This is a genomic window from Pseudalkalibacillus sp. NRS-1564 (assembly GCF_050467905.1).
Classification (GTDB): Bacteria; Bacillota; Bacilli; order Bacillales; family Guptibacillaceae; genus Guptibacillus; species Guptibacillus hwajinpoensis_B.
The window spans coordinates 118,383-140,114 of record NZ_JBITPM010000015.1; the positions used below are offsets into that span (position 1 = coordinate 118,383).

General features: G+C 41.2%; 20 protein-coding genes and 1 riboswitch. Of the genes, 15 read left to right on the plus strand and 5 right to left on the minus strand.

What is annotated here, in order from left to right:
* Positions 1-5 precede the first annotated feature (5 nt).
* Genes ACIFPW_RS08055 through murQ form a run of 3 tightly spaced genes read left to right on the plus strand, consistent with a single transcriptional unit; the run spans position 6 to position 2,697 of the window.
* Positions 6-830: a carbohydrate ABC transporter permease gene (locus ACIFPW_RS08055; protein ID WP_430243353.1), complete on the plus strand. Its 825-nt coding sequence runs from the start codon at positions 6-8 to the stop codon at positions 828-830.
* The gene (locus tag ACIFPW_RS08060) at positions 817-1,785 is read left to right on the plus strand and encodes an N-acetylglucosamine kinase (protein WP_430243355.1); all 969 of its coding nucleotides are present in this window, start codon (positions 817-819) and stop codon (positions 1,783-1,785) included. The genes ACIFPW_RS08055 and ACIFPW_RS08060 overlap by 14 nt, the downstream gene beginning before the upstream one ends.
* Before the next feature lie 12 nt (positions 1,786-1,797).
* Positions 1,798-2,697, plus strand: a complete 900-nt coding sequence (gene murQ, locus ACIFPW_RS08065) for an N-acetylmuramic acid 6-phosphate etherase (protein ID WP_430243356.1) — start codon at positions 1,798-1,800, stop codon at positions 2,695-2,697.
* Positions 2,698-2,836: 139 nt separating this feature from the next.
* On the opposite strand, the gene ACIFPW_RS08070 is transcribed toward murQ, so the two are convergent.
* Positions 2,837-2,986 (minus strand): BH0509 family protein, encoded by a 150-nt coding sequence (locus tag ACIFPW_RS08070; protein WP_159785356.1) that lies wholly within the window; start codon positions 2,984-2,986, stop codon positions 2,837-2,839.
* 394 nt (positions 2,987-3,380) lie between these two features.
* Between ACIFPW_RS08070 and ACIFPW_RS08075 the strand changes: the two genes are divergently transcribed.
* From ACIFPW_RS08075 to ACIFPW_RS08105, 7 genes are all read left to right on the plus strand, one after another.
* The gene (locus ACIFPW_RS08075; RefSeq protein WP_430243358.1) at positions 3,381-5,381 is read left to right on the plus strand and encodes a prolyl oligopeptidase family serine peptidase; all 2,001 of its coding nucleotides are present in this window, start codon (positions 3,381-3,383) and stop codon (positions 5,379-5,381) included.
* Between the two features lie 109 nt (positions 5,382-5,490).
* Positions 5,491-5,599, plus strand: a riboswitch (SAM riboswitch).
* A gap of 169 nt (positions 5,600-5,768) precedes the next feature.
* Positions 5,769-6,575, plus strand: a complete 807-nt coding sequence (locus ACIFPW_RS08080; protein WP_430243360.1) for a MetQ/NlpA family ABC transporter substrate-binding protein — start codon at positions 5,769-5,771, stop codon at positions 6,573-6,575.
* Positions 6,576-6,596: 21 nt separating this feature from the next.
* On the plus strand, positions 6,597-7,631 hold the full coding sequence (locus tag ACIFPW_RS08085) for a methionine ABC transporter ATP-binding protein (protein WP_430243362.1): 1,035 nt from the start codon (positions 6,597-6,599) through the stop codon (positions 7,629-7,631).
* Entirely contained in the window at positions 7,621-8,295 is a 675-nt protein-coding gene (locus ACIFPW_RS08090; protein ID WP_194218643.1) for a methionine ABC transporter permease, read from the plus strand. Before ACIFPW_RS08085 ends, ACIFPW_RS08090 begins: the two co-directional genes overlap by 11 nt.
* A 100-nt stretch (positions 8,296-8,395) precedes the next feature.
* Complete coding sequence (locus ACIFPW_RS08095) at positions 8,396-9,490, plus strand: iron-containing alcohol dehydrogenase family protein (RefSeq protein WP_430243364.1); 1,095 nt, start codon at positions 8,396-8,398, stop codon at positions 9,488-9,490.
* 527 nt (positions 9,491-10,017) lie between these two features.
* On the plus strand, positions 10,018-11,412 hold the full coding sequence (locus tag ACIFPW_RS08100) for an L-cystine transporter (protein WP_194218645.1): 1,395 nt from the start codon (positions 10,018-10,020) through the stop codon (positions 11,410-11,412).
* Positions 11,413-11,592: 180 nt separating this feature from the next.
* Entirely contained in the window at positions 11,593-12,093 is a 501-nt protein-coding gene (locus tag ACIFPW_RS08105; protein ID WP_430243366.1) for a DUF6843 domain-containing protein, read from the plus strand.
* 104 nt (positions 12,094-12,197) lie between these two features.
* Here the strand turns inward: ACIFPW_RS08105 and ACIFPW_RS08110 are convergent, their stop codons facing one another.
* The 3 genes from ACIFPW_RS08110 to ACIFPW_RS08120 form a co-directional block, all read right to left on the minus strand.
* Positions 12,198-12,764: a histidine phosphatase family protein gene (locus tag ACIFPW_RS08110; RefSeq protein ID WP_430243368.1), complete on the minus strand. Its 567-nt coding sequence runs from the start codon at positions 12,762-12,764 to the stop codon at positions 12,198-12,200.
* Between the two features lie 61 nt (positions 12,765-12,825).
* Positions 12,826-13,983: a response regulator transcription factor gene (locus ACIFPW_RS08115; protein ID WP_430243370.1), complete on the minus strand. Its 1,158-nt coding sequence runs from the start codon at positions 13,981-13,983 to the stop codon at positions 12,826-12,828.
* Positions 13,984-14,258: 275 nt separating this feature from the next.
* Complete coding sequence (locus ACIFPW_RS08120) at positions 14,259-14,789, minus strand: AAA family ATPase (RefSeq protein WP_430243371.1); 531 nt, start codon at positions 14,787-14,789, stop codon at positions 14,259-14,261.
* Positions 14,790-14,925: 136 nt separating this feature from the next.
* On the opposite strand from ACIFPW_RS08120, the gene ACIFPW_RS08125 reads away from it, so the two are divergent.
* Positions 14,926-15,303, plus strand: a complete 378-nt coding sequence (locus ACIFPW_RS08125) for a DUF4870 domain-containing protein (protein ID WP_430243373.1) — start codon at positions 14,926-14,928, stop codon at positions 15,301-15,303.
* A 56-nt stretch (positions 15,304-15,359) separates the two neighbouring features.
* Here the strand turns inward: ACIFPW_RS08125 and galU are convergent, their stop codons facing one another.
* The gene (galU, locus tag ACIFPW_RS08130) at positions 15,360-16,250 is read right to left on the minus strand and encodes a UTP--glucose-1-phosphate uridylyltransferase GalU (RefSeq protein WP_303534280.1); all 891 of its coding nucleotides are present in this window, start codon (positions 16,248-16,250) and stop codon (positions 15,360-15,362) included.
* Positions 16,251-17,105: 855 nt separating this feature from the next.
* On the opposite strand from galU, the gene ACIFPW_RS08135 reads away from it, so the two are divergent.
* The 4 genes from ACIFPW_RS08135 to ACIFPW_RS08150 all read left to right on the plus strand — a co-directional run bounded on the left by ACIFPW_RS08135 (position 17,106) and on the right by ACIFPW_RS08150 (position 21,625).
* On the plus strand, positions 17,106-18,161 hold the full coding sequence (locus ACIFPW_RS08135; protein ID WP_430243374.1) for a glycosyltransferase family 2 protein: 1,056 nt from the start codon (positions 17,106-17,108) through the stop codon (positions 18,159-18,161).
* Positions 18,121-18,894, plus strand: coding sequence for a CDP-alcohol phosphatidyltransferase family protein (locus ACIFPW_RS08140; RefSeq protein ID WP_430243375.1), 774 nt, complete (start codon positions 18,121-18,123; stop codon positions 18,892-18,894). The genes ACIFPW_RS08135 and ACIFPW_RS08140 overlap by 41 nt, the downstream gene beginning before the upstream one ends.
* A 128-nt stretch (positions 18,895-19,022) precedes the next feature.
* Positions 19,023-19,418: a glycerol-3-phosphate cytidylyltransferase gene (gene tagD / locus ACIFPW_RS08145; RefSeq protein WP_194218652.1), complete on the plus strand. Its 396-nt coding sequence runs from the start codon at positions 19,023-19,025 to the stop codon at positions 19,416-19,418.
* Between the two features lie 47 nt (positions 19,419-19,465).
* Positions 19,466-21,625 carry a bifunctional glycosyltransferase/CDP-glycerol:glycerophosphate glycerophosphotransferase gene (locus ACIFPW_RS08150; protein WP_430243377.1) on the plus strand — a complete coding sequence of 720 codons (2,160 nt, stop codon included), beginning with the start codon at positions 19,466-19,468 and terminating at the stop codon, positions 21,623-21,625.
* Positions 21,626-21,732: the final 107 nt, after the last annotated feature.

The window sequence follows — 21,732 nt, forward strand, 5'->3', positions numbered from 1 at the left end:
ATACTATGAACCATACGATTTGGACGAGACCGTTTTACTATGTATTTGCTTTTCTCATCGCATCCATTAGCATCTATCCAATTCTATTAATGATCCTCTCTTCCTTTAAAACAAGCGCAGAGATTTTCACAAGTCCACTCTCATTACCGAAGACGTTCACGCTTGATACGTATCGGAACTTACTGGAGATTATACCGTTTACAACGTATTTCATGAATAGCGTGTTTGTGAGCGTCGTTTCTGTCCTGTTAATTTTGATTACCTCGTCACTTGCCGCCTTCTATATCGCACGCTTCACGTTTGTATGGAATAACATCATCTTCTTTTTCTTCTTAATGGGAATGATGCTTCCGATCAAACTAGGCATTGTACCACTGTTTATTTTAATGAAAGATCTCAATCTACTAAACTCGCTCTGGTCACTGATCTTTATGTATGTTGCCACGGGAATACCACTGTCGATTTTGATTTTGACTGGATTCTTTCGAACGATGCCTCGTGAACTAGAAGAAGCTGCACGTATTGATGGAGCTGGAAACCTTCGTATTTTATGGAGTGTTGTGCTACCACTGATGAGACCGGCGCTTGGAACCGTGATGATCATCCAATTTATCCAAGCCTGGAACGATTTTTTCTTCCCACTTATTTTTATTACCGATGACATGAAAAAGACAATCCCAGTTGGCATGCTTTCCTTATTTGGCGAATACTCTGCAGATTGGGGAGCCCTTTTTGCAGGTCTGACCCTTGCGTCACTTCCGATGATTGTCCTCTTCTTCATCGCATCAAAACAATTTATGGAAGGACTTACTCAAGGTGCAATTAAATAAGCGATTCTACATTGGCATAGACGGCGGAGGAACGAAAACTCTTGGGTTATTGTGCAATCAAAATGGAGTGATTTTAGCTAAAAGTACGGCAGGTTCGACAAATCTAAAATCTCGCGCAGAACAAGAGGTGCGATCTGCCATTCATCACGTGATTACAGAATTAACGTCGGGATTAAAAGATGGAAAGCTTGCAGGAATCTTTGTTTCAACGGCGGGTGGTGACCGAGAAGAGGATCAGAAGCGCTGGGAAAGATGGCTGAGGGAAAGGCTTCCGAGTTTTGAAGGGATTCTCAAGGTTAAGAACGATGCTTACGGTGCGCTTGCAAGCGGTACATTTTCGATGGAAGGGACCGTTCTCATTGCGGGTACTGGTTCGATTTCCTATTCGATCGATGCAAATGGTTCCCGTCGTGTGGGAGGCTGGGGCTATTTGTTTGGTGATGAAGGAAGCGGCTACGATATTGGGAGTAAGGCGCTCCGGACAGTTGCGATGATGCATGATGGAAGAATGATGTTGGACGAAGCTTTTTGTAGTAACATCCTTTCCTTCTTACAGGTAAACGGTGCGCCTGAAATAATTACGGCGATTTATGAGGATTCCTATGCGCGTATGAAAATCGCTTCTGTTGCTGAGAACGTCATCGAGCTTGCTGAGCGACAAAATCAAACGGCGTTGAAGATCGTTCAGAGAGCTTGTGAAAGTTTGAGTGAATTAGTTCGTGCTATCGAGATTAGGGGCAATCAACTTGTGATTTGCGGAGGGCTAATGCAATCCTCCTTCTTTCGAAATGGGTTTCTTGAAGAATTGAAAACAAGAGGGGTAAGCGATGTGTATTACCCTAACTTATCTCCAGCTGTAGGGGCATGCATTTGTGCACTCCTTTGTTGTGGCGTACCGATCGTAGACGAACGGAAAGCAAATCTGATGTCGTCTCATCACGGAATGGACGGCTAAACTAGGGGAGAGATGACGTTGACAGACGTGAATGAGATGAAGACAGAAATGCGAAATGCAAAATCGGAAAATCTGCACCAATTTTCAACGCTTGAAATAATCGAGCTGATGAACGAAGAGGATGGGAGCGTAGCTGGGATTGTGAAAACCGCCCTCCCCGAGATTGAGAAAGTGGTTGATCAAGTTGTTGCTGTGATGAAAAAAGGAGGAAAGCTCTTTTATTTTGGAGCTGGTACGAGCGGGCGTCTCGGCGTGTTAGATGCTTCTGAGTGCCCGCCGACATTCGGTGTTGCGGCTGACCTAGTGAATGGCGTAATTGCTGGAGGAGACCGAGCGCTCAGGTATCCAATCGAGGGGGCTGAAGATAGTCGGGAAACGGGGGGAGAGGATGTAAGGAAGCATGTAAGTGCACACGATTTGGTTATCGGTATTGCTTCAAGCGGAAGAACCCCTTATGTGCTTGGCGCTATCGAAGAAGCGAATAAAATGGGTGTAGTGACAGCAGGGATTTCGTGTAATACAGGCGCATCGCTTTCAAAAATGGTTACATACCCGATTGAATTACCAGTAGGTCCCGAAGTGGTGACAGGTTCAACTCGACTAAAAGCAGGAACAGCACAGAAGATGGTGTTAAATATGATTACGACAGCCTCGATGATCAAGCTTGGGAAGGTCTATCGTAATTTAATGGTGAACGTTAAAGCATCGAATGAAAAGCTACGGAAGCGAACAGTTTCGATTATTCAGGAGTTAACGAGAGTGAGTGAAGAAGAAGCTGGACGCTACAGTGAACAGGCAGAAGGTGATGCGCGGGTAGCGGTGCTGATGATTTTGCGGAGAGTTGATGCGGATCGAGCGAGGCAACTGCTTGAGGAGAAGGATGGGGATTTTGTGGCTGCGATGGAGGGGTGAAGATAGGTAAGGGGTCAGGTGCGTTACCGGTGACGTACCTGACCCCTATTAAATACATCTGTAATCTCAACAAAGACACATCGCATTCTTTCTATTAAAACAGCCCCTGCGGAGTTACCGCAGGGGCTGTAAATATTTATTACATCATTAAGTCCGCTGGTGAGTCATCAAAGTAGAGCCAGTGAAAATATTCTACTTCCGCATCAGACATTCTCAGAACTTCTTCTCTGTTCATTGTCGTTTTGTCGCACAAAAGATCAATAAATTGGTTTCGTGCTTGCTGGCTCATTGTAAATCCTCCCTGTATTTTAAGCGGCAATCCCTGTTTGGTAACCGCTTTCAATTTGTTAATTTTATTATACATCTCACAATGAGATGATTCAAATACCAAAATGAGATATATTGCAGGGAACCGATGTGAAATTGTTATGAAAGTGAGCGGTGATTCGGGGAATACGCCGCTAAAAGAGAATGTACGTTCTTGTTATTGTGATTTAACTTGAAAAAAATGTGTATTTTGGTTGTTTCCTCCTTTTTTAATAAGTTGGATGAAGTGATCTTTATTCGAGGATGGATGGTTGAAATCAGAATCGGAGATGGATTTAGAAGGAGATTTGTTCCCTCTGCAGGAGTTTTTTCCTATTCAATGGAAGTAGAGAAGATGTAGAAAGGGAGTGTGGATGATGGAAATAGAAATTGGAAGTGACAAGAAACAAAAGAATTTGGAAGAAAGCCTTTATGATTTCACTTTTGTTGGTGATCCCCAACTTTCACCGGATGGGAGCTACGTTGTTTATGTAAAGAAAGTGATAAATGAGAACAAAGAATATACTTCAAATTTAGTCATAGTAAATCGCGATACTGGAATTGAGCATGATTGGACATATGCTTCTGGGGAGAAAAAAGATCACTCTCCGCGCTGGTCGCCTGATGGGAAGACGATTGCTTTCGTTTCGAATCGATCAGGAGAAAATCAAATATGGCTTATCTCAACTGATGGTGGCGAAGCGCGACAACTATCTGATTTAAAAAGTGGTGTTTCCGCTCCTGTTTGGAAACCCGATGGTTCTTCGCTACTTGTTTTAAGTAAGGATACAAATGAGAAAGAAGAAGGACGTAAGCCTCTCGTTGTGACTGACTTGCGCTATAAAGCAGACGGCAGTGGTTTTCTTGACAATAACTATTTGCAAGTTGTCTTGATCGAGGTAACCTCAGGTGAAAAGAGAATAGAATGGCTAACAGATGCACCATTTAATCATTCTAGCCCTAACTGGTCACCGGATGGACAATCCATTGTATATGTGAGAGATAGATATGAAGAACAGGGGTCCTACATGCGAGCCGACATCTTTATTCAGGGTCTGAATGAAGGATCAGAGCCTGATCAGTTAAATCGTGAGGGTGGGAGCTTTAGCACACCGAACTGGTCACCAGATGGGAAGAAGCTCTCATTCATTGGGCATAACTTTGAGCATAAAGGAGCTACGTTGAATAAAATCTGGACTGTTGACATAGCGAAGAAAGAGTTTACTTGTTTAACAGAGGAGGTTGATTTAGAGTGTTCGGATGTATTGATTTCAGATATGCACTGGGGCGGCGCTTCTCCTGGTGCGATGTGGAGCCAAAATGGAGATGGACTCTATTTCCTTGCTAGTAAAGAAGGAAACACTGGTGTTTATTTCGTCGGAGAAGATTGCACGGTTCGACAAATAGCGGGTGGTGACAGGCACCATTACGCGTTTCACTATTTGCCAGGCGCGAATGAAGCGGCTGTTGCGATTAGTGATCCACTTAACATTGGCGATATTTATACGCTTTCGTTTCATGGAGATCGAGTAAATGAACTGTGTTTGTCTCAATCAAATGCTGACGTTCTCGAATGCTTGGATCTCTCGACACCAGAAATGTTTACATACGCTGGGAAAGACGGTTTGGAGATTCAGGGCTGGCTCATGAAGCCAAAGGATTTTAAGGAAGATCAGGAACATCCCCTTATTCTTGAAATTCACGGTGGGCCACATATGATGTATGGTAATTCATTTATGCACGAATTTCAGCTTCTTGCAGCAAAAGGATATGTTGTCCTTTATACGAATCCACGTGGTAGTCAGGGATATGGACAAGAGTTTGTGAATGGTTGCCGAGGAGATTATGGTGGGGGTGATTATGAGGATTTGATGGCGGGTGTTGATAACGCGTTGAATAAGTATTCCTTTATTGATGAAGCTCAACTTTTCGTGACGGGAGGAAGCTACGGTGGCTTTATGACGAACTGGATTGTTGGGAAAACCGATCGATTCAAAGCAGCGGTTACCCAGCGCTCCATTTCGAATTGGCAGAGTTTCTATGGCGTTAGTGACATCGGATACTTTTTCACAAAGTGGGAAGTTGGAAGTGATTTAGGTGAAAACCCCGCTAAGCTATGGCATCATTCACCGCTTAAGTATGTGGACCAAATCGAAACCCCACTTTTAATTCTTCATAGCGAAAATGATTACAGGTGCCCTATAGAGCAAGGAGAACAGTTATATGTGGCTTTAAAGCATCGTGGGAAGGAAACGATGTTTGTAAGATTCCCAGATTCTGATCATAATTTATCACGAAGCGGTTATCCAGAGCTACGAGTGGAACGACTTAAGCATCTAGGAAACTGGTTCGACAATTATCTAGAAGGAAGACAATAAGAAATCTTTCGACAAATAGCGGGCGGTGACAGGCACTTTTTGAGATCTTCCCTTGACGCCCTTCGAGAAAGATACTATACTATTGAAAATAGTTAAATAATATTGAAAACTCTTATCAAGAGTGGCAGAGGGACTGGCCCTGTGACGCCCAGCAACCATCTCAGTTCGTGAGAAAGGTGCTAATTCCAGCAGACGAGCAATCGTTTGAAAGATGAGAGAGAGTTCAGCGCTGCTGATAATGATGAAATGATACAACTCTCTCTGTACTTTACAGAGGGAGTTTTTTTATTGGGAGGGGATTTTAGCAGATCGAAGTACTTTTGCGCTTTTATATTTTAGTGCTAAAACGCTTTACATTACTATATGAATTTTAAAGGAGATTGAGAAATGAAGAAATCATTGTATTTATTAGGTGCACTTATTTTAGTTCTTTTGGCAGGTTGTTCTGGAAATGAGGCTTCTGGAGTTTCAGAAGATGGCCCACTGAAGGTAGGGGTAACGGCTGGTCCGCATGAAGATGTGATGAACAAGGTGAAGGAAATCGCAGCGGAAGACGGGTTTGAAATTGAAGTGATTGCGTTTAATGATTATGTGATGCCAAATACAGCCCTTGATGAAGGGGAATTGGATGCGAACGTATTTCAGCATGAACCTTATCTGAATGATTATGTAAAAGAAAGAGGACTCGATCTTTCCAAGGTAGCAACTACGATTACTTTTCCAATGGGAATTTATTCTGACAAATATAAGAGTCTTGATGAATTGCAAGAAGGTGACAAAGTTGGGTTGCCTAACCATTCAACAGGCGAACCGAGAGCGCTAATGTTGTTTGAGCAAGCTGGCATTATTGAGTTGAAAGATGGCGTTGGTGTTAAAGCAACGATCAAAGATATTGAGAAGAATCCTTACAATCTCGAATTTGTTCCATTAGAAGCTTCGCAAATTCCAAGACAGCTTGGTGAGCTTGCGATTGCAGCAATTAATACGAACTTTGCAATGGAAAGTGGACGCGTACCGAAAGAAGATTCGCTTGAAATGGAACCAGAAGATTCCCCATGGGTGAACGTGATTGCAACACAAACAGAGAACAAAGATGATGAACGTATTCAAAAGCTAGTGAACTACTATCAATCAGATGAAGTGAAGCAATTTATCCAGGACGAATTTAACGGTTCTGTAGTTGCATCCTGGTAATTCGAAAGAGGAGTGAGCACGATGATTCGATTAGAAAATATAACGAAAACGTATAAAAGCGGTGAGACGATTACGAAGGCGGTTGATGATGTTTCCATAGAAGTTAAGAAAGGAAGCATCTATGGCGTCATCGGTTATAGTGGTGCTGGAAAGAGCACGCTTGTCCGAATGGTGAATCTTCTGGAGCGACCGACAGATGGAAAGGTATTTATCAATGACATTGAGCTCACTTCTTTGTCTACTGGAAAGCTTCAAAAAACAAGACAGCGCATCGGGATGATTTTTCAGTCTTTTAATTTATTGAAAACAGGCACTGTGTATCAAAACATTGCCATTCCGCTGAAGCTTACGGGTCTTCGTAAAAAAGAGATTGAAGTGCGAGTTGATAAATATTTAGGTATCGTTGGGTTATCGGATAAGCGGGATGCTTATCCTTCCCAGCTATCAGGTGGTCAGAAGCAGCGTGTGGCGATTGCCCGTGCGCTTGCTCATGAACCTGAAGTGCTACTATGCGATGAGGCAACGAGTGCCCTTGACCCAGATACGACAGAATCAATCCTATCTTTATTGGAACAAATCAATCGTGATTTTGGAATCACGATTTTACTCATTACGCATGAAATGCACGTTGTCCAGAAAATATGTCATGAAGTGGCTGTGATGGAGAACGGGAAGGTGATTGAACAGGGACGAGTGATCGATATCTTTAGTAAGCCTGCTACAATGACGGCCAAACGATTTGTTCAGTCGTTATTCCAGGATGAGCTTCCAGAATCACTTGTGTCGCGATTGAAAGAGCGTGGTCAGATCGTGAATCTTTCATTTATTGGGGAGAAATCAGGTAGTCCCGCTCTTGCGCTTGTTAGTAAGAAGTTCGACGTGTATCCGTCCATTTTAGCAGGGAACATTACACAACTGAAGGATCAGCCTTTTGGTAGGCTAGTCGTTCATTTAGATGGGGAAGCGGAAGAGACGGCTCGGGCCGTTGCCTTTTTAGAGGAAAGTGGCGTCGTAGTAGAAGGCTATGTTCAGGAGGTGGAAGCTCATGTCAGCTAAGGTATCGGAGTTTATTGATCTTTGGGGTGCAGACATTTGGAACGCGATTATTGAAACATTTCAAATGGTTGGGATCTCACTACTGATTTCAGTATTGATTGGCCTGCCGCTTGGTGTGCTACTTGTTTTAACTAGACCTGAAAAAGCATTAGAAAATAAAGTTCTTTTCCGTATATTAAATGCGGCTATAAACGTGATCAGGTCGATTCCATTTATCATTTTACTGTTTTTCATTTTACCTTTTACAAAAATGATTGCAGGTACAACAATTGGAGTAAAAGGTGTGATTGTGCCGCTCGTTGTCTTTACGGCGCCGTATATCGCAAGGTTGATGGAATCCGCTCTTCTTGAGGTAGATCGTGGAGTAGTAGAAGCCTACGAAGCAATGGGGGTAAAAACCAGACATATTATCTGGCATGTTCTTGTAAGGGAGTCTCGTTCATCGATCGTTCTTGGATTAACGATTGCGACAATTGGACTGATTGGGGCAACGGCAATGGCTGGGCTCGTTGGAGCAGGTGGGCTTGGTGATCTCGCTTATCGATACGGTCATTTGCGATATGAAGTCGATGTGATGTACGTTACGGTATTTCTCCTTATTGTCCTTGTTCAGGGACTACAATCGTTTGGAAATGTTCTCTCCGCTCGTTTGAAAAAGGATTAAGTTAAAAGAAGATCTTTTTGTTTTATTGTTATTAGCAGGTGTGTCTTCAATAAATGAACTTGGTAAGCACATTGTTCATCAGATTTAGGAGGAAGAAAAGATGGAATCAATTCAGGTAAGAGCAACGCCAGGACATTATGAATGTCGATCAGGTATCCTTCAAGAATTACCACGATTGCTTAAGGAAGGGCAGTTTCAAAAAGTGTTTGTGATTTCTGGACATCAATCTTGGGGAGCAGCTCAGGGTTATTTTCCAGATCTATCTGCCTTTCATGTAGCTTATTCTACGTACAGTGGTGAATGTTCAGAAACGGAAATTAAAAGGCAATCTGAATTAGCCAATATTCACGGTGCCGATTTGATACTCGGTGTAGGTGGTGGAAAGGTTCTGGATGTAGCGAAAGCGGTTGGTAATGAAGTAAACAGAGATGTGGCTCTTGTGCCAACGCTCGCGTCTACTTGTGCCGCAACGACGCCACTTAGTGTGAAGTATTCAGACGAGGGAGAGTTTATTGAGTATACTATTTTTCCAAGAAGTACATATCTTGTTCTTGTAGAGCCTGAAATTCTTGTGCAGTCACCAATCGCTTATTTGAAAGCAGGTATTGGTGATACGCTGGCCAAATGGTATGAAGCGAAAGCGCTCATTGAGGAACTGCGTTCAACGCCAATTCCCATAAAACTAGCGTATGAAGTAGCAAGAAGCTGCCGTGATGTCCTTGTAGCAGACGGAGAAAAAGCGGTTAGGGATCAACAGAATGGTCGTTTGAGTGATGCGTTTATTCGGGTGATTGAAACAAATCTTTTATCAGGAGGAATGGTAGGAGGTCTTGGCGATCGCTATGGTCGGATTGCAGCGGCACACTCCATTCATAACGGTTTAACACACGTATCTGAAGCTCATTCGTTTCTTCACGGTGAGAAAGTAGCTTATGGCATACTTGTGCAACTTGTACTAGAAGGTGAGTGGGAAGAGGTGAGAGGTTTATTTGCCTATTATAAAGAAATAGGTTTGCCCCTCTCGTTAGAGTCAATTGGCATTGAACCAACAAATGTGGAGAGCATAGGTCAAGTTATCGCAGAATACGCTACGAGAGATGGGGAGTCCATTCATTTCCCTTCAGGTCATGTGACGAAAAATGATGTAGTGGAAGCGATTCTTGGATTAGAAGCATTACAAGTTACGTTAAGTTGATTAGGCATATCTAGTGAGAAAAAAAGTCCCCTGGAAGTTACGGTTCAACTTCTAGGGGGCTAAATATGATAGATAGATTTTGCGAGTAGATCAAGATGGCGATTGCGATGTTCCTTCCATTGACATTGTTGATCAGCACCTGGTTGAAAATAGTTCTTGATGAGTAATAAGATCATTGAAATGTTCCCCTCCGATTCAACGAATGTATTGTTTAGCGCCTATTAATAATTTCCTGTTCAAGAACGTAAATGTTCTCCATGTCCAGCACCTCCTTGTTTCTCTCTTTCCTTGTTAATTACAGTCTACGCCGTATGCTTATCAAATAAACCAGTCACCAGTTCGGTTTTCAACTCATACTTAAGATGGAGATTTCCTAAGCCTTTTCCTCCATTCGACAAATAGCGGGGAGTGACAGGCACCAGCGCTTGACAGTGCCACAAATTGGTAGTATTTTAGATTAATGCCGACTAAACTTATGTGGATTATAAAGTTTTGGTTTTATAGAGAAAATAAAAGGAGGAAATAGCGTGGATACATTTTTAGTCATTGTGAATATTGCCATTTTACTTGTTCTTATTGGTGTTTTAATTAAGATGCAACAGAAGCATGTGTCTTTTAGTAAGCGTGTGTTTGCTGGTTTAGGATTTGGGGTTGTGTTAGGTGTTTACTTGCAAGCTGTCTTCGGAGCTAGCTCAGAGATTGTGAGTCAAACATCAGATTGGTATAGCATTGTAGGGAGCGGATATGTACGCCTTCTAATGATGATTGTTATACCCCTTGTCATGGTTTCGATCATTCAATCGATTACGAACCTTGAGAAGACTTCAGAGCTTGGCAAAATGTCAGGCTGGATTATTGGAATTCTTGTATCAACCGCAATGGTTGCAGCGATCGTTGGTGTAGGTAGCTCGCTCGTCTTTGATTTAAATGCAGAGCAAATTGAAGCAGGGCAAGCGGAACAGGATCGTGGCAGCTATCTAGAAGAAACGCTTGGTAGTGTGAAAGATATGAGTACGCCAGACAAAATTCTTGCGTTTATCCCTGCAAATCCGTTTGAAGATATGACAGGAGCTCGCCCGACCTCAACGATTGCCGTTGTTATATTCTCAGCTATTGTTGGAATCGCGGCACTCGGTGTACGTCGTAAAAATCCAGAGCAAGCAGCCGTCTTCACGAAAGGTGTGAATGCTGTCTATGCCATCGTTATGAGAATCGTCACACTAGTTCTTCGGTTAACTCCATTCGGGATTATGGGCTTGATGGCAACTACCGTCGCTCAAACGAACGTAGGCGGTATTCTCGAACTCGGGAAATTCGTTCTTGCATCCTATTTAGCACTGCTTGTGATGTTTATCATTCATTTGATTTTGGTTGCGACAGGTGGATTAAATCCACTAACATATTTGAAGAAAGTATTACCTGTTCTTACGTTTGCCTTCACTTCTCGTTCAAGTGCAGGGACAATTCCTTTGAATATTTCCGCTCAGAAAAATAGCCTTGGTGTTGATGAAGGAACAGCGAACATGTCTGCATCCTTTGGTGCAACGATTGGCCAAAATGGTTGCGCGGGAATTTATCCAGCGATGCTCGCAGTTATGATTGCGCCAACGGTAGGTATTGATCCGCTCAGTCCTGGCTTTTTAATCCAACTTGTCTTAATCGTTGGTATTAGTTCGTTTGGTGTGGCTGGGGTCGGAGGCGGAGCGACATTTGCTGCGTTAATCGTTCTTTCTTCTATGAACCTACCCGTTTACTTAGCCGGTCTTCTCATTTCTGTTGAGCCACTCATTGATATGGGGCGGACGGCGTTAAATGTGAATGGTGCGATGACTTCAGGTACACTAACATCACGAATTCTTGGCAAGTTGAACCACGATAAGTTCAATGATTCAAATGCTGTTGAAAAAGATATTGCCGTTTAACTAACGGATGAAGCCCGCTTTCCAAAGAAGGCGGGCTTTTTTTATGAGAAGAATAACTCGATTGACATAGTGCATCGTCAAAACCCAGTCAGCTTGTTGTTAGGAATTTTTCCATGTGAAGGAAGTGCAACCATCACCGTCGAAAAAGATAAAGGTACAAACGGTCAGGGGGAGAAGCGTATGCATGCGATCAGATTACTCATCGTGGTTTTGATAATGTTGATGGCCGCTTCATGTTCGTCTAAGGCTACTACCGTTCATCATGAAAAAACAGATACCGTTCATTTAGTTCCTGAAGGGTTTGAGGGGAAATTGATCGTGATTTACAACGTGGAAGGCGCTCCGAAATTAAAACAAGAAAAAGGCTTTACGGTTATTCCCTATAGCGAAGACGGTACGTATTTAACTTCAACGGAAGATATGAAATACGGGGCAGTAACGGATGAATTCTATTATGTGGATCAAAAAGACAAGCGTACTGAAATTGATACAAGCTGTACGTATTTGTTCCCAAATAGCGGAATCACTATAGAAGATCGCCGCCTCCTTTATAATGCTTTTTATTTAACAGAGTCACACTGTAGTGAAGATTTTCATGGTAAAGGTCCTGAAAATGAAGGGAATCGAAACATTCTCGCTAGCGTAGAGGAGAAGTTAAAGAAAGAGGGGATTTTAGAGTAAGGTTCTTTAAATTGAGACATATCGAGGGTTCAAGTTCTTCGCAAGAAAGTAAACCACACACTTGAACAGCATAAAAGATGACGGCGCATAAGGGCCGTCATTTTTTATGCTGTTCTTTCCCAAATACGCTCCACCTTCATTAACTCTTCTCCTTGAAAGGTGAGGCAATAGACATCAGGCATATCGAGATTTTCCCAAAAGTGTCTATCGTACTGATCATCGAAATGACTCATCATGAGAACCATTAAATTCCCATGAGTACCAATCACTACGCTTTTTCCTTTGTATGTTTTTAGTACGTTTTGTAGGGCGCTCACTCCTCGGCTACGAGCGAGTTCGTTGGATTCACCACCAGGGTAGCTAAACGTTTCATCTTGCCAAACAGCGTCGATCGCGGATTGAAAATCATCAACAGGTTGTCCAGCAAGTGTTCGCTCTTTAAATGCTTCTATAACTTGAATGTCTATCGAGTGATGTTTTGCGATGCCTTCAACTGTATGAATCGCTCGATTATAAGGGCTAGAAAGCACAACATCAATTTGTTTTTCTTTCATTAGATGTGTAAGGCTCTTTTCATCCCTGTTGCCCTTCGGTGATAATCCTCGTCCGTATTCATCAGGTGTATAAGAAGAATGAGCATGACGTACAAGATAAATTTTCGTTTCATTCATTTAGTGCTTCACCTCTTTAAAGGAGCGGGGGTCAGGTCCGCACCTGACCCCCGCTCTTCCATTATTTCCTCTCAAGCATAATACGCGTTAGCTGCGTGCGGTTCTTTACACCAGTTTTCTCATAAATTCGACTTAAATGCTTTTTGATAGTCACTTCGCTTAAGGAGAGTTCAGCAGCAAGATTAGCATTTGAGTATCCTTGGATGACGAGTGTAACAACTTCTTCTTCACGCGGAGTAAACTGAAATGGATGGTGTGGTGTTTCGGTTAGATTTACGCCGAGCGCCTGGGCGAATGTTTCAAGGTACTGGGAAAGACGAGCGTTTCTTAAATCAAGTTCATAAGTCCTGGAAGGTCGGTCTGGACCATAGTCAAAATGCATTGCCTCGTGTACTTCGCTGAAACGGAACTGCTCTGATAAATCTTGATAAAAAGGAAGCGGTGTCGATGCAACGAGAATTCCTTCTGTTAGAACAAGAGGCAGAAGATGATACAAAAGTGCCTGGCGATCTTCCATTTGACTCACATTTTTAACACCGAGGTATCGAATGACCCACCCTGCCGGCTTATCCTGAGACAAAATACTTTTTTCTTCTGCAGAAGACAGCCTCTTAAAATAACTTCTTGTAACAGGGCTTTGCTGTAGCTTCTTAAGCGTGCTGGACTGGATTGGAATAAGAAACGCGATTCCAATGACTTTTCCACCACGGTGACGTAGCAGTTTCACATGCTGAATCCCTACAGACTCAATCATTTCCTTCGTTATATAGGCTGATTGCTTATCACGGCTCTTTGGAACATGTTGCTGAAAACCCTTGGTACTTTGATCATCATCAAACAACGCTTCATTCATCGTGGGAGGACTCTTCAAATAAGGTAGGACCACGTCCCAATCGTCTGAGCTAGCAGATGTCATGCTATAAGTAGAGAGCGTGTCATGATCAAATAAAGAAGCACGCATCATTGGTTCACCAAGCAAGTAGAAGAATTCGCTAATTTCGGTGGAATCCATGACTCGGTCATGCTTAAAAAAGGATCGACAATAGAGCAGGGCGCGTTTCCATAATTGATGATAATACGTGGGTTTTCTTCTACGCAGGTCGTCTCTCATTGCCCGTTGAAAAAGAGTGTTAAGCTGCCACCCTGACTCTGTTTCCTCAAAAAAGGAAAGGGATACGAGTGCTTCAAAATCTTTTCGCGAGATCGTTTGATCCAGCATTACTTCAAGCTTTTCCTGTTGAATGTAGTGACCAATCGACGCCACTTCTATGTAGGGAAGGAGGCGATCATCTTCAAGTTCACTTAGCCATTCTTGGACGACGGTTCTATAAATTTTCTGCTCATCCTTTTCATTCCATTCCTGCGTCTCGTTTAGTTTCTGAACGCAAAGCGATAATGCATAGGGATTACCACTTGAAAATTGCCAGGCTAACTTAGTGAGCTCTGGTTTAAGAGTGCGAAAGGCAGAATCATACTGTCCGATGGTGAAACCTTTTAATTCAATGGAAGTAATGAACGGATACCAGATCGATGCCCTCCAGGATTCCCTGAGCTTTTTACGTCCGCAAAAAAAAGAATGCTTGAAGAGGGAAGAGATGGAAGGAAAGATTGTCTAAACCATTCATCTAATTTCTCAAAGCGTTCATAGGAGTCAATGGCTATGACGAAACGAATTCCTTGTTGTTCAAGATGTTGAATATGCATATTAATTGCCTCAAGAGGCGAAATGTATAGGTTAGATGCTCCCATTTGCTCCAATAGTAATTGGAGAAAAGCGGATGGTTCAGCCTTTGAATACTGTGCGTTTACAAGGTAGAAAACAATATCTCTGTCTGACGCTTCCTTTTGATAATGCGTCATTAGCTCACTTTTTCCTGTCCCGGGCTGTCCATATACGGATAGAATGCTGCTACCGTTTTGATCTAGCAAACGAGAAAATACGGCTAACTCTTTTTCTCTCGTAATATTAAACGGAAAAGCCTTCGACTGAATTTGTTCTTGATTGGGGTTATCTGGAAGGTTCATCCTTATCACACTCCACTGAAAAAGTACTCGATTTTTGTCTAAGTAGTATACTTTCGTATACTACCCTCCAATTCCTTCTTTTGATAAAATTAATTTAAACAATATTCAGAATTTACAAAATAAGGGAGGTATCGCAGTGGAAACAGGGAATAACCCTGAAAAAATGGGCCAAACCCCTCGCAAAACATCGAGTGGTATGGAGGAAAATGTCGCAGGACTGTTGACCTATGTGCTGGGGTTCGTGACAGGTATTATTTTCTTGTTGATTGAAAAGGAAAACAAGTTTGTGCGTTTTCATGCCATGCAGTCGATCGTTGTGTTCGGAACATTATTTGTCGCAAGTCTTGTTATGAATGTGATTCCAATTATAGGATCGCTTGTCTCTCTTCTTATATTGCCACCGCTAAGCTTAATTGTTTGGATTGTCTTAATGGTAAAAGCTTATCAGGGACAGATGTATAAGCTACCGATTGGTGGTGAATTTGCAGAGAAACAGCTAGAGAAAATCAAATAATAAAAACCGCATTCCTCTATTATGGGAGGAGTGCGGTTTTTGTCTTACTTACTTATTTATTTCTTTGTTGTGAGTTCTTGATCCACAACTTGTTTTAAATAGTTCATCACATCTTTTTGGAGATCTGGACGATTAAGGGCAAAATCAACTGTTGCTTTTATGAATCCAAATTTATCACCAACGTCATAACGCTGACCTTCGAACTCATGAGCAAAGACTGCTTGCTGCTCATTTAGCACCTTAATCGCATCTGTAAGCTGAATTTCTCCGCCTGCACCTTTAGGTAGGTTCTCAAGAATGGAGAAGATTTCAGGAGTTAAGATATAACGTCCAAGAATGGCATAATTAGAAGGTGCCTCTTCAAGGGATGGTTTCTCAACGAGTGACTTAATTGGAATAATGCCGTTGTCAATTTGTTCTCCCTTAGGAGAGATGATTCCGTATTTAGAAACAGCATCGTCAGCCACTTGTTGAACACCTACGATTGAAGTGCGGTAACGATTGTAGCTATCCATTAGCTGGCCGATACATGGTTGGTCTGATTTTACAATGTCATCACCAAGGAGAACAGCGAAAGGTTCATTGCCGATAAAGCGGCTAGCACAATTAATGGCATGCCCAAGTCCTTTAGGTTCTTTTTGACGAATGTAGTGAATGTTAGCGAGATTAGAAATTTGTTGTACTTCTTTTAACATCTTGTCTTTTTGCTTCTTGATAAGCGTTTCTTCAAGCTCATATGATTTATCGAAATGATCTTCAATAGCACGCTTTCCGCGACCGCTAACGATGATAATGTCTTCAATTCCAGCAGCGACAGCCTCTTCTACAATATATTGAATCGTTGGCTTGTCCACGATTGGTAGCATTTCTTTTGGCTGTGCCTTAGTTGCTGGTAAGAACCTTGTTCCAAGACCAGCGGCAGGTATAATCGCCTTTCTAACTCTCATGTTGAATCCTCCCAGTAACTAATTGTTTTCAAAATCCCAATAAGTGCTTACTAATATTAACATATATCATGACTATTTTCCTGCATTTTCATAATGAAAAGACATGACGATAGGAAGACTTCACTCGAATTAGCCTAAAATCAAGAATCAACAATTTAAGCTAACGTAGCTTTCCAAATAAGAAGCCATTCTTCATTATCGTTAGCCTCCATAACAGATTTTTCGACAGCGATAGTCGGTATCCTTCTCATTTGGGTAATGTTATGATAAAGCATAACGAAATAACGCTTTCCTTTGTATTTATTGGGTCTTGTTTGCTTTTATTGACCTTTACTTCTCATTTCTTCATTGTTTTTAATTACATCTAAAAGGGTAATGTAGGTTAACTATGTATAAGTCTGTTTAAGCATAAAATGGATCATTTTTTTCAACGATAGAATCTCCTATTCCCATAGCAATCAAAAAGTATGTGCCGGATTTAGATTGCATAGGTCACTAAAGTACGTGATTCTAACTAAGCATCCATTTATTGCAAGTGATTGTAGGGCCACAATCTTAATGAGAGTGACGAAGGATGTCAGTATGTTAATTAAGACGTAAATGCATTATGAAATATTAAAATACTGCTCATTTCAAACTCGCTTTTCTGCGATAAGTCTTTGTTTATTCTTAGAAAACGACAGCAATGGCCAATGATTGTTCACACAATTGAAAGAAAATAAATTACTTTTCCCTTATTTTTACAATGATTCTTTAACCTGTATCATGTATACTTAAATATTAGATTGAAAAGGTTTATGTAAGTCTCTTAGATTAAAAGAGAGATAAGGCGAAGTTGTGAAGGGATGAAAAGAAATGAAAGAATTGTTCTTTTCCGTGCTTCTCGTCGTGAAGAATGAAGAGAGGTATATACGAAAGTTGCTGGAAGGTGTCTTGCAACAGGAGTTTCCTCAAGATTCATATGAAATTCTAGTAGTAGATGGAATGTCGTCCGATCGAACGAAGGATATTATAGAAGATGTTAGTAGTAAGAACCCGGGAAGAATACGGTTGTTTGAAAATCCGAAAGAGACGTTGCCGACAGGATGGAATCTTGCCATTCAAAACGCGAAGGGGCAATACATTCTTCGAGTAGATGGTCATACTATGATTCCAACTAATTTCCTTACGAGTTATTACGACTTAACTCAGCGTCAGCCAGATATGGACTGCGTTGGTGGAGTCATTCGAACAGAAGGAAAAGGGTTCTGGGGAACGATTAATGCTTATGTTTACTCACATCCTATGGGCGTTGGGAACTCTATGTTCCGCATCACAAAGAGCTCTAGCAAATGGGAAGGGCGAGTAGATACCGTGCCCTATGGCGCTTACAAACGTGAAGTGTTCCAGAAAGCCGGATTATTCAACGAAAACTTAAGAAGAAGTGAAGATATTGAATTTCATGCGAGAGTACGGAATCAGGGTGGCAAGTTTTATTTATCAAGCGAAATTGCTTCCACTTACTACGCAAGAGATAGTCTGAAAGCATTTGTTCAGAAATCCTATGCAGATGGAAAATGGGGTATTATTGCATCGAGAAGTACTCGAGGTGTGATGAGATTCCGACAGCTTGCTCCGTTAATAGCATTTCTAACTGGAACAGGTCTTGGAATTGGAGCGCTATTTAACAATGGGTTTCTAATCAGCTTAATCACGCTCGTTACTATTTATATGATGATGATCGGCATTTCTTCGCTAGGAGTTATTAAAAAACATGGTTTCCGCGCTTATTTCCCAACTGTGATGCAGTTCTTTTTGCTTCACTTTACGAGAGGACTTGGACTAGTAGGCGGATACTTTAGCAAACAATACTGGAAGGTGAAGACCGGTCATGAAAAATGGGCAAGAATTACTACCGACCACATTTCTTGATAATGAGACGATCCTTGCATATCGTAAGCAGTCTCAAACATTAAGTTACAAAGAAGACCTGTGGTCATGGTACGTACTGCGTCGAATTTCGATTTACCTTACAATTCTTTTTTGTAAGATGCGTATAAAACCAAATACGATAAGCTGGATGAGTGTATTCTTCATTCTCATTTCAGGCTTATCACTTGTGATCGCTACACCACTATCCATTATACTTGCGGCGCTCTTCTACAATCTCGGTTATCTACTTGATTGTGTAGATGGTGAAGTTGCTCGCATTACGAAGCAAACGTCGTCGAAAGGTTATTATATTGATATTATTATCCAAGCAGCTGCTCTACCTGTCTTTTTATCGATCGTTTTAACGGTATTAAGACAAGCTGGAATGCTAGATGTTAGTATTCTCGAAATGGTTCTTGTTTATGCGACGTTTGTTGCGATTATTATGGCATTACTCGTTCCGATTGCTTATCAATTAACGAAGCTGACGATGTCACAATCAACCACTCAAGATCCTGTTAATTCGATTCGAGATGGATCATTATTCTTTGATATTGTAGCTGTTCTGCTCGGTCTACCTGGTTTCTTTGTAGCTGTCGTTGTTATCATCATTGTTGAACAACTAACAGGAGTAGATCTGCTACTTTACTATATATCCTTTTTCCTTGCCATGCTTGTATTAAAGACAGGCCTACGGGTCTTCATTACATCACGTTCATTTGATAAAAGCTAATATTCAATATAAATCCATTATAAATCATAATGAACTCGCGTGATGTTAAGTGTTATTAAAGATTGTAAATTGTATGTTAATTCACGTCTCGTAAAAATTATTAAACACTACTAACTGGAGGGGTCGAAATGAAGAAGGTTTTGACTTACGGTACATTTGATTTATTGCATTGGGGCCACATTAATATATTGAAGAGAGCGAAAGATCTTGGTGATTATCTTATTGTAGCTATTTCAACAGATGAATTTAATGAAATTAAAAATAAAAAAGCATATCATAGCTATGAAAATCGCAAAATGATATTAGAAGCAATTCGCTATGTTGATGAAGTGATTCCAGAAGAACACTGGGAGCAAAAAGTAGATGACGTAAAAAATCACGATGTAGACATCTTTGTGATGGGTGATGATTGGGAAGGGAAATTTGATTTCTTGAAAGATCATTGTGAAGTCATTTATCTTCCTCGCACAGCGGGAATTTCGACATCGAAAATCAAGAAAGAGCTACTTGTATCTAACGGATAAGCAATTGTAGAAAGAAAGAATAAATAGTTGAGGTGCTAGGAATTGTTATGGGACAAATTAGTGTAATAGTAACCGTTTATAATAAAGAAGACTATATCGAAAAATGCCTTGATTCCCTATTACAGCAGACTTTTCAGGATATAGAAATCATTCTGATTAACGATGCATCAACTGATAATAGTAAGGGGATTATTGAGCGTTACAGCGATTCGAGAATGACTTGCTATCATCTAGATAAAAATGTTGGTGTCTCAAAAGCGCGCAACATGGGGATCGAGTACGCTTCAAGCGAGTTTATCTATTTTGTTGACGGTGACGATTACCTGGCGCCATACACACTAGACCTTCTCCTAAACAACATAGGAGAAGATCACTTCATTGGTGGTTCTATTTTCAAAGCTGGAAAAATTGCTATTCCAATGGAAATCGGGGAAGATTCCTACTATTTGCGTAGATTAAGTGGTGGAAGAAAAATCAAAGCACTTCGTCGTAGGAGTGCTACTAACTTGTTGCTACGCAAAGACTTTGTGGATGTTCATGAGCTTCGTTTTGATGAACAAGCTACCTTTTACACGGACCTTACCTTCTCCATTCCAGCAATAGTAAATACAGAGGAGATTCCGATGATTACAGGCGTTCCCACTTATTTAAAAGGAGAATGCTATGATCCGATCGACCACCCAACTCTCATGCTCCATTCTGTAGAGGAGAAGTTGCCTGATTTATTTTATGTCTATCATAAAATGAAGATGTCGTACGCTGATACGAAAAGCATTAGTCGCTATTTGGACCTTCTCTTGTTAAATTATTATTCAAAGAGCATTACTAATAAAGCCGTGAAGGACTCTAACGTTTTATTTGATCATTTCACTGCTTTAAAGAACAGTCTCTCTTTAGTAGCACCTGGAAGAATTAAGAGACGGAATATCATCGAACGAAGAGAGCATCGTCTTCTACAAAAGGGGAAAAAGGAAGCTGTTCTGAAGTCAATGATGTTTCGTGTACGCTTAAGGCAGTGGCGTAGATCATTGAGGAAGAAGCACTTACTCATGCGTCAGCTTTATCGAACGGTTCTTGTGAAAATGCCAATGAAACCGAAAAAAGTACTTCTTGAGAGCTTCGGTGGTAAGGGGTATTCAGATAGCCCTCGCTACATTTATGAAGAACTGTTAAAAAGCGATCATAAGTATGATTATTTATGGGTATATGATAAAAAGAAAAAGGATATACCGGGGAATCCTAAGCAGGTGCGACGCTTAAGCCCCGCTTACTATTACCATCTTGCGACTGCCAAGTACTGGGTATCGAATGCTAGAATGCCAAACTTTGCGATTAAACGTCCTGAGACAGTTTATTTACAAACATGGCATGGTACACCGCTCAAAAAACTGGCAGCTGATATGAAAGAAGTACGTATGCCTGGCACGACAACTGAAAAATATAAGCGGAACTTTTACAATGAAGCCCAAAAATGGGACTATCTCGTTTCGCCAAATGATTATTCGACTTCTATTTTCAGAAGAGCCTTTAAGTTCGGGAAAGAAGTTCTTGATGTGGGCTATCCGAGAAACGATATCCTCTATCTTGAGGATGAAGAAAAGGCTAGACGTCAGCAGGAAATAAAGGCTAAGCTTGGTATTCCTGCTGATAAAAAAGTCATTCTTTATGCCCCAACGTGGCGTGATGACGAGTTTCACGGTAAGGGGAAGTATAAGTTTGATTTAAAGCTGAACCTTAGCGAAATGCAGGAACGTCTTGGTGACGAATATGTGATTGGTCTACGCATGCATTATTTAATTGCAGAGCATATTGATACGACTGGAATGAGCGATTTTGTATACAATTTATCTGACTACGGAGATATTGCGGAGCTTTATTTATTATCAGATATTCTGATTACTGATTATTCATCCGTATTCTTTGATTTCGCAAATTTACGTCGTCCCATTTTATTTTTCACTTATGATATTGAAAAATATCGCGATTCTCTTCGCGGGTTCTATATGGATTTTGAGAATGAAGCACCAGGTCCGCTTCTTAAAACGTCGGACGGTGTCATAGATGCGATTGAGCATATCGAGAAAATAGAAGCTACCTATCAAAGCAATTTTGATGCATTCTATGATAAATATTGTCATCTTGATGATGGGCACGCTTCTAGAAAAGTAATTAATAGGGTATTTGAGCCCGAGAAAGCTGAAATGTAGATAGACTTTAGAGAAACAGGGTACTGCCGCTGGTGAAGGCGATATGGCACTATCCTGTTTTTTCAAAGCGACAGCGCATTTCGAATAGAGGTAATCTACTACTAGTC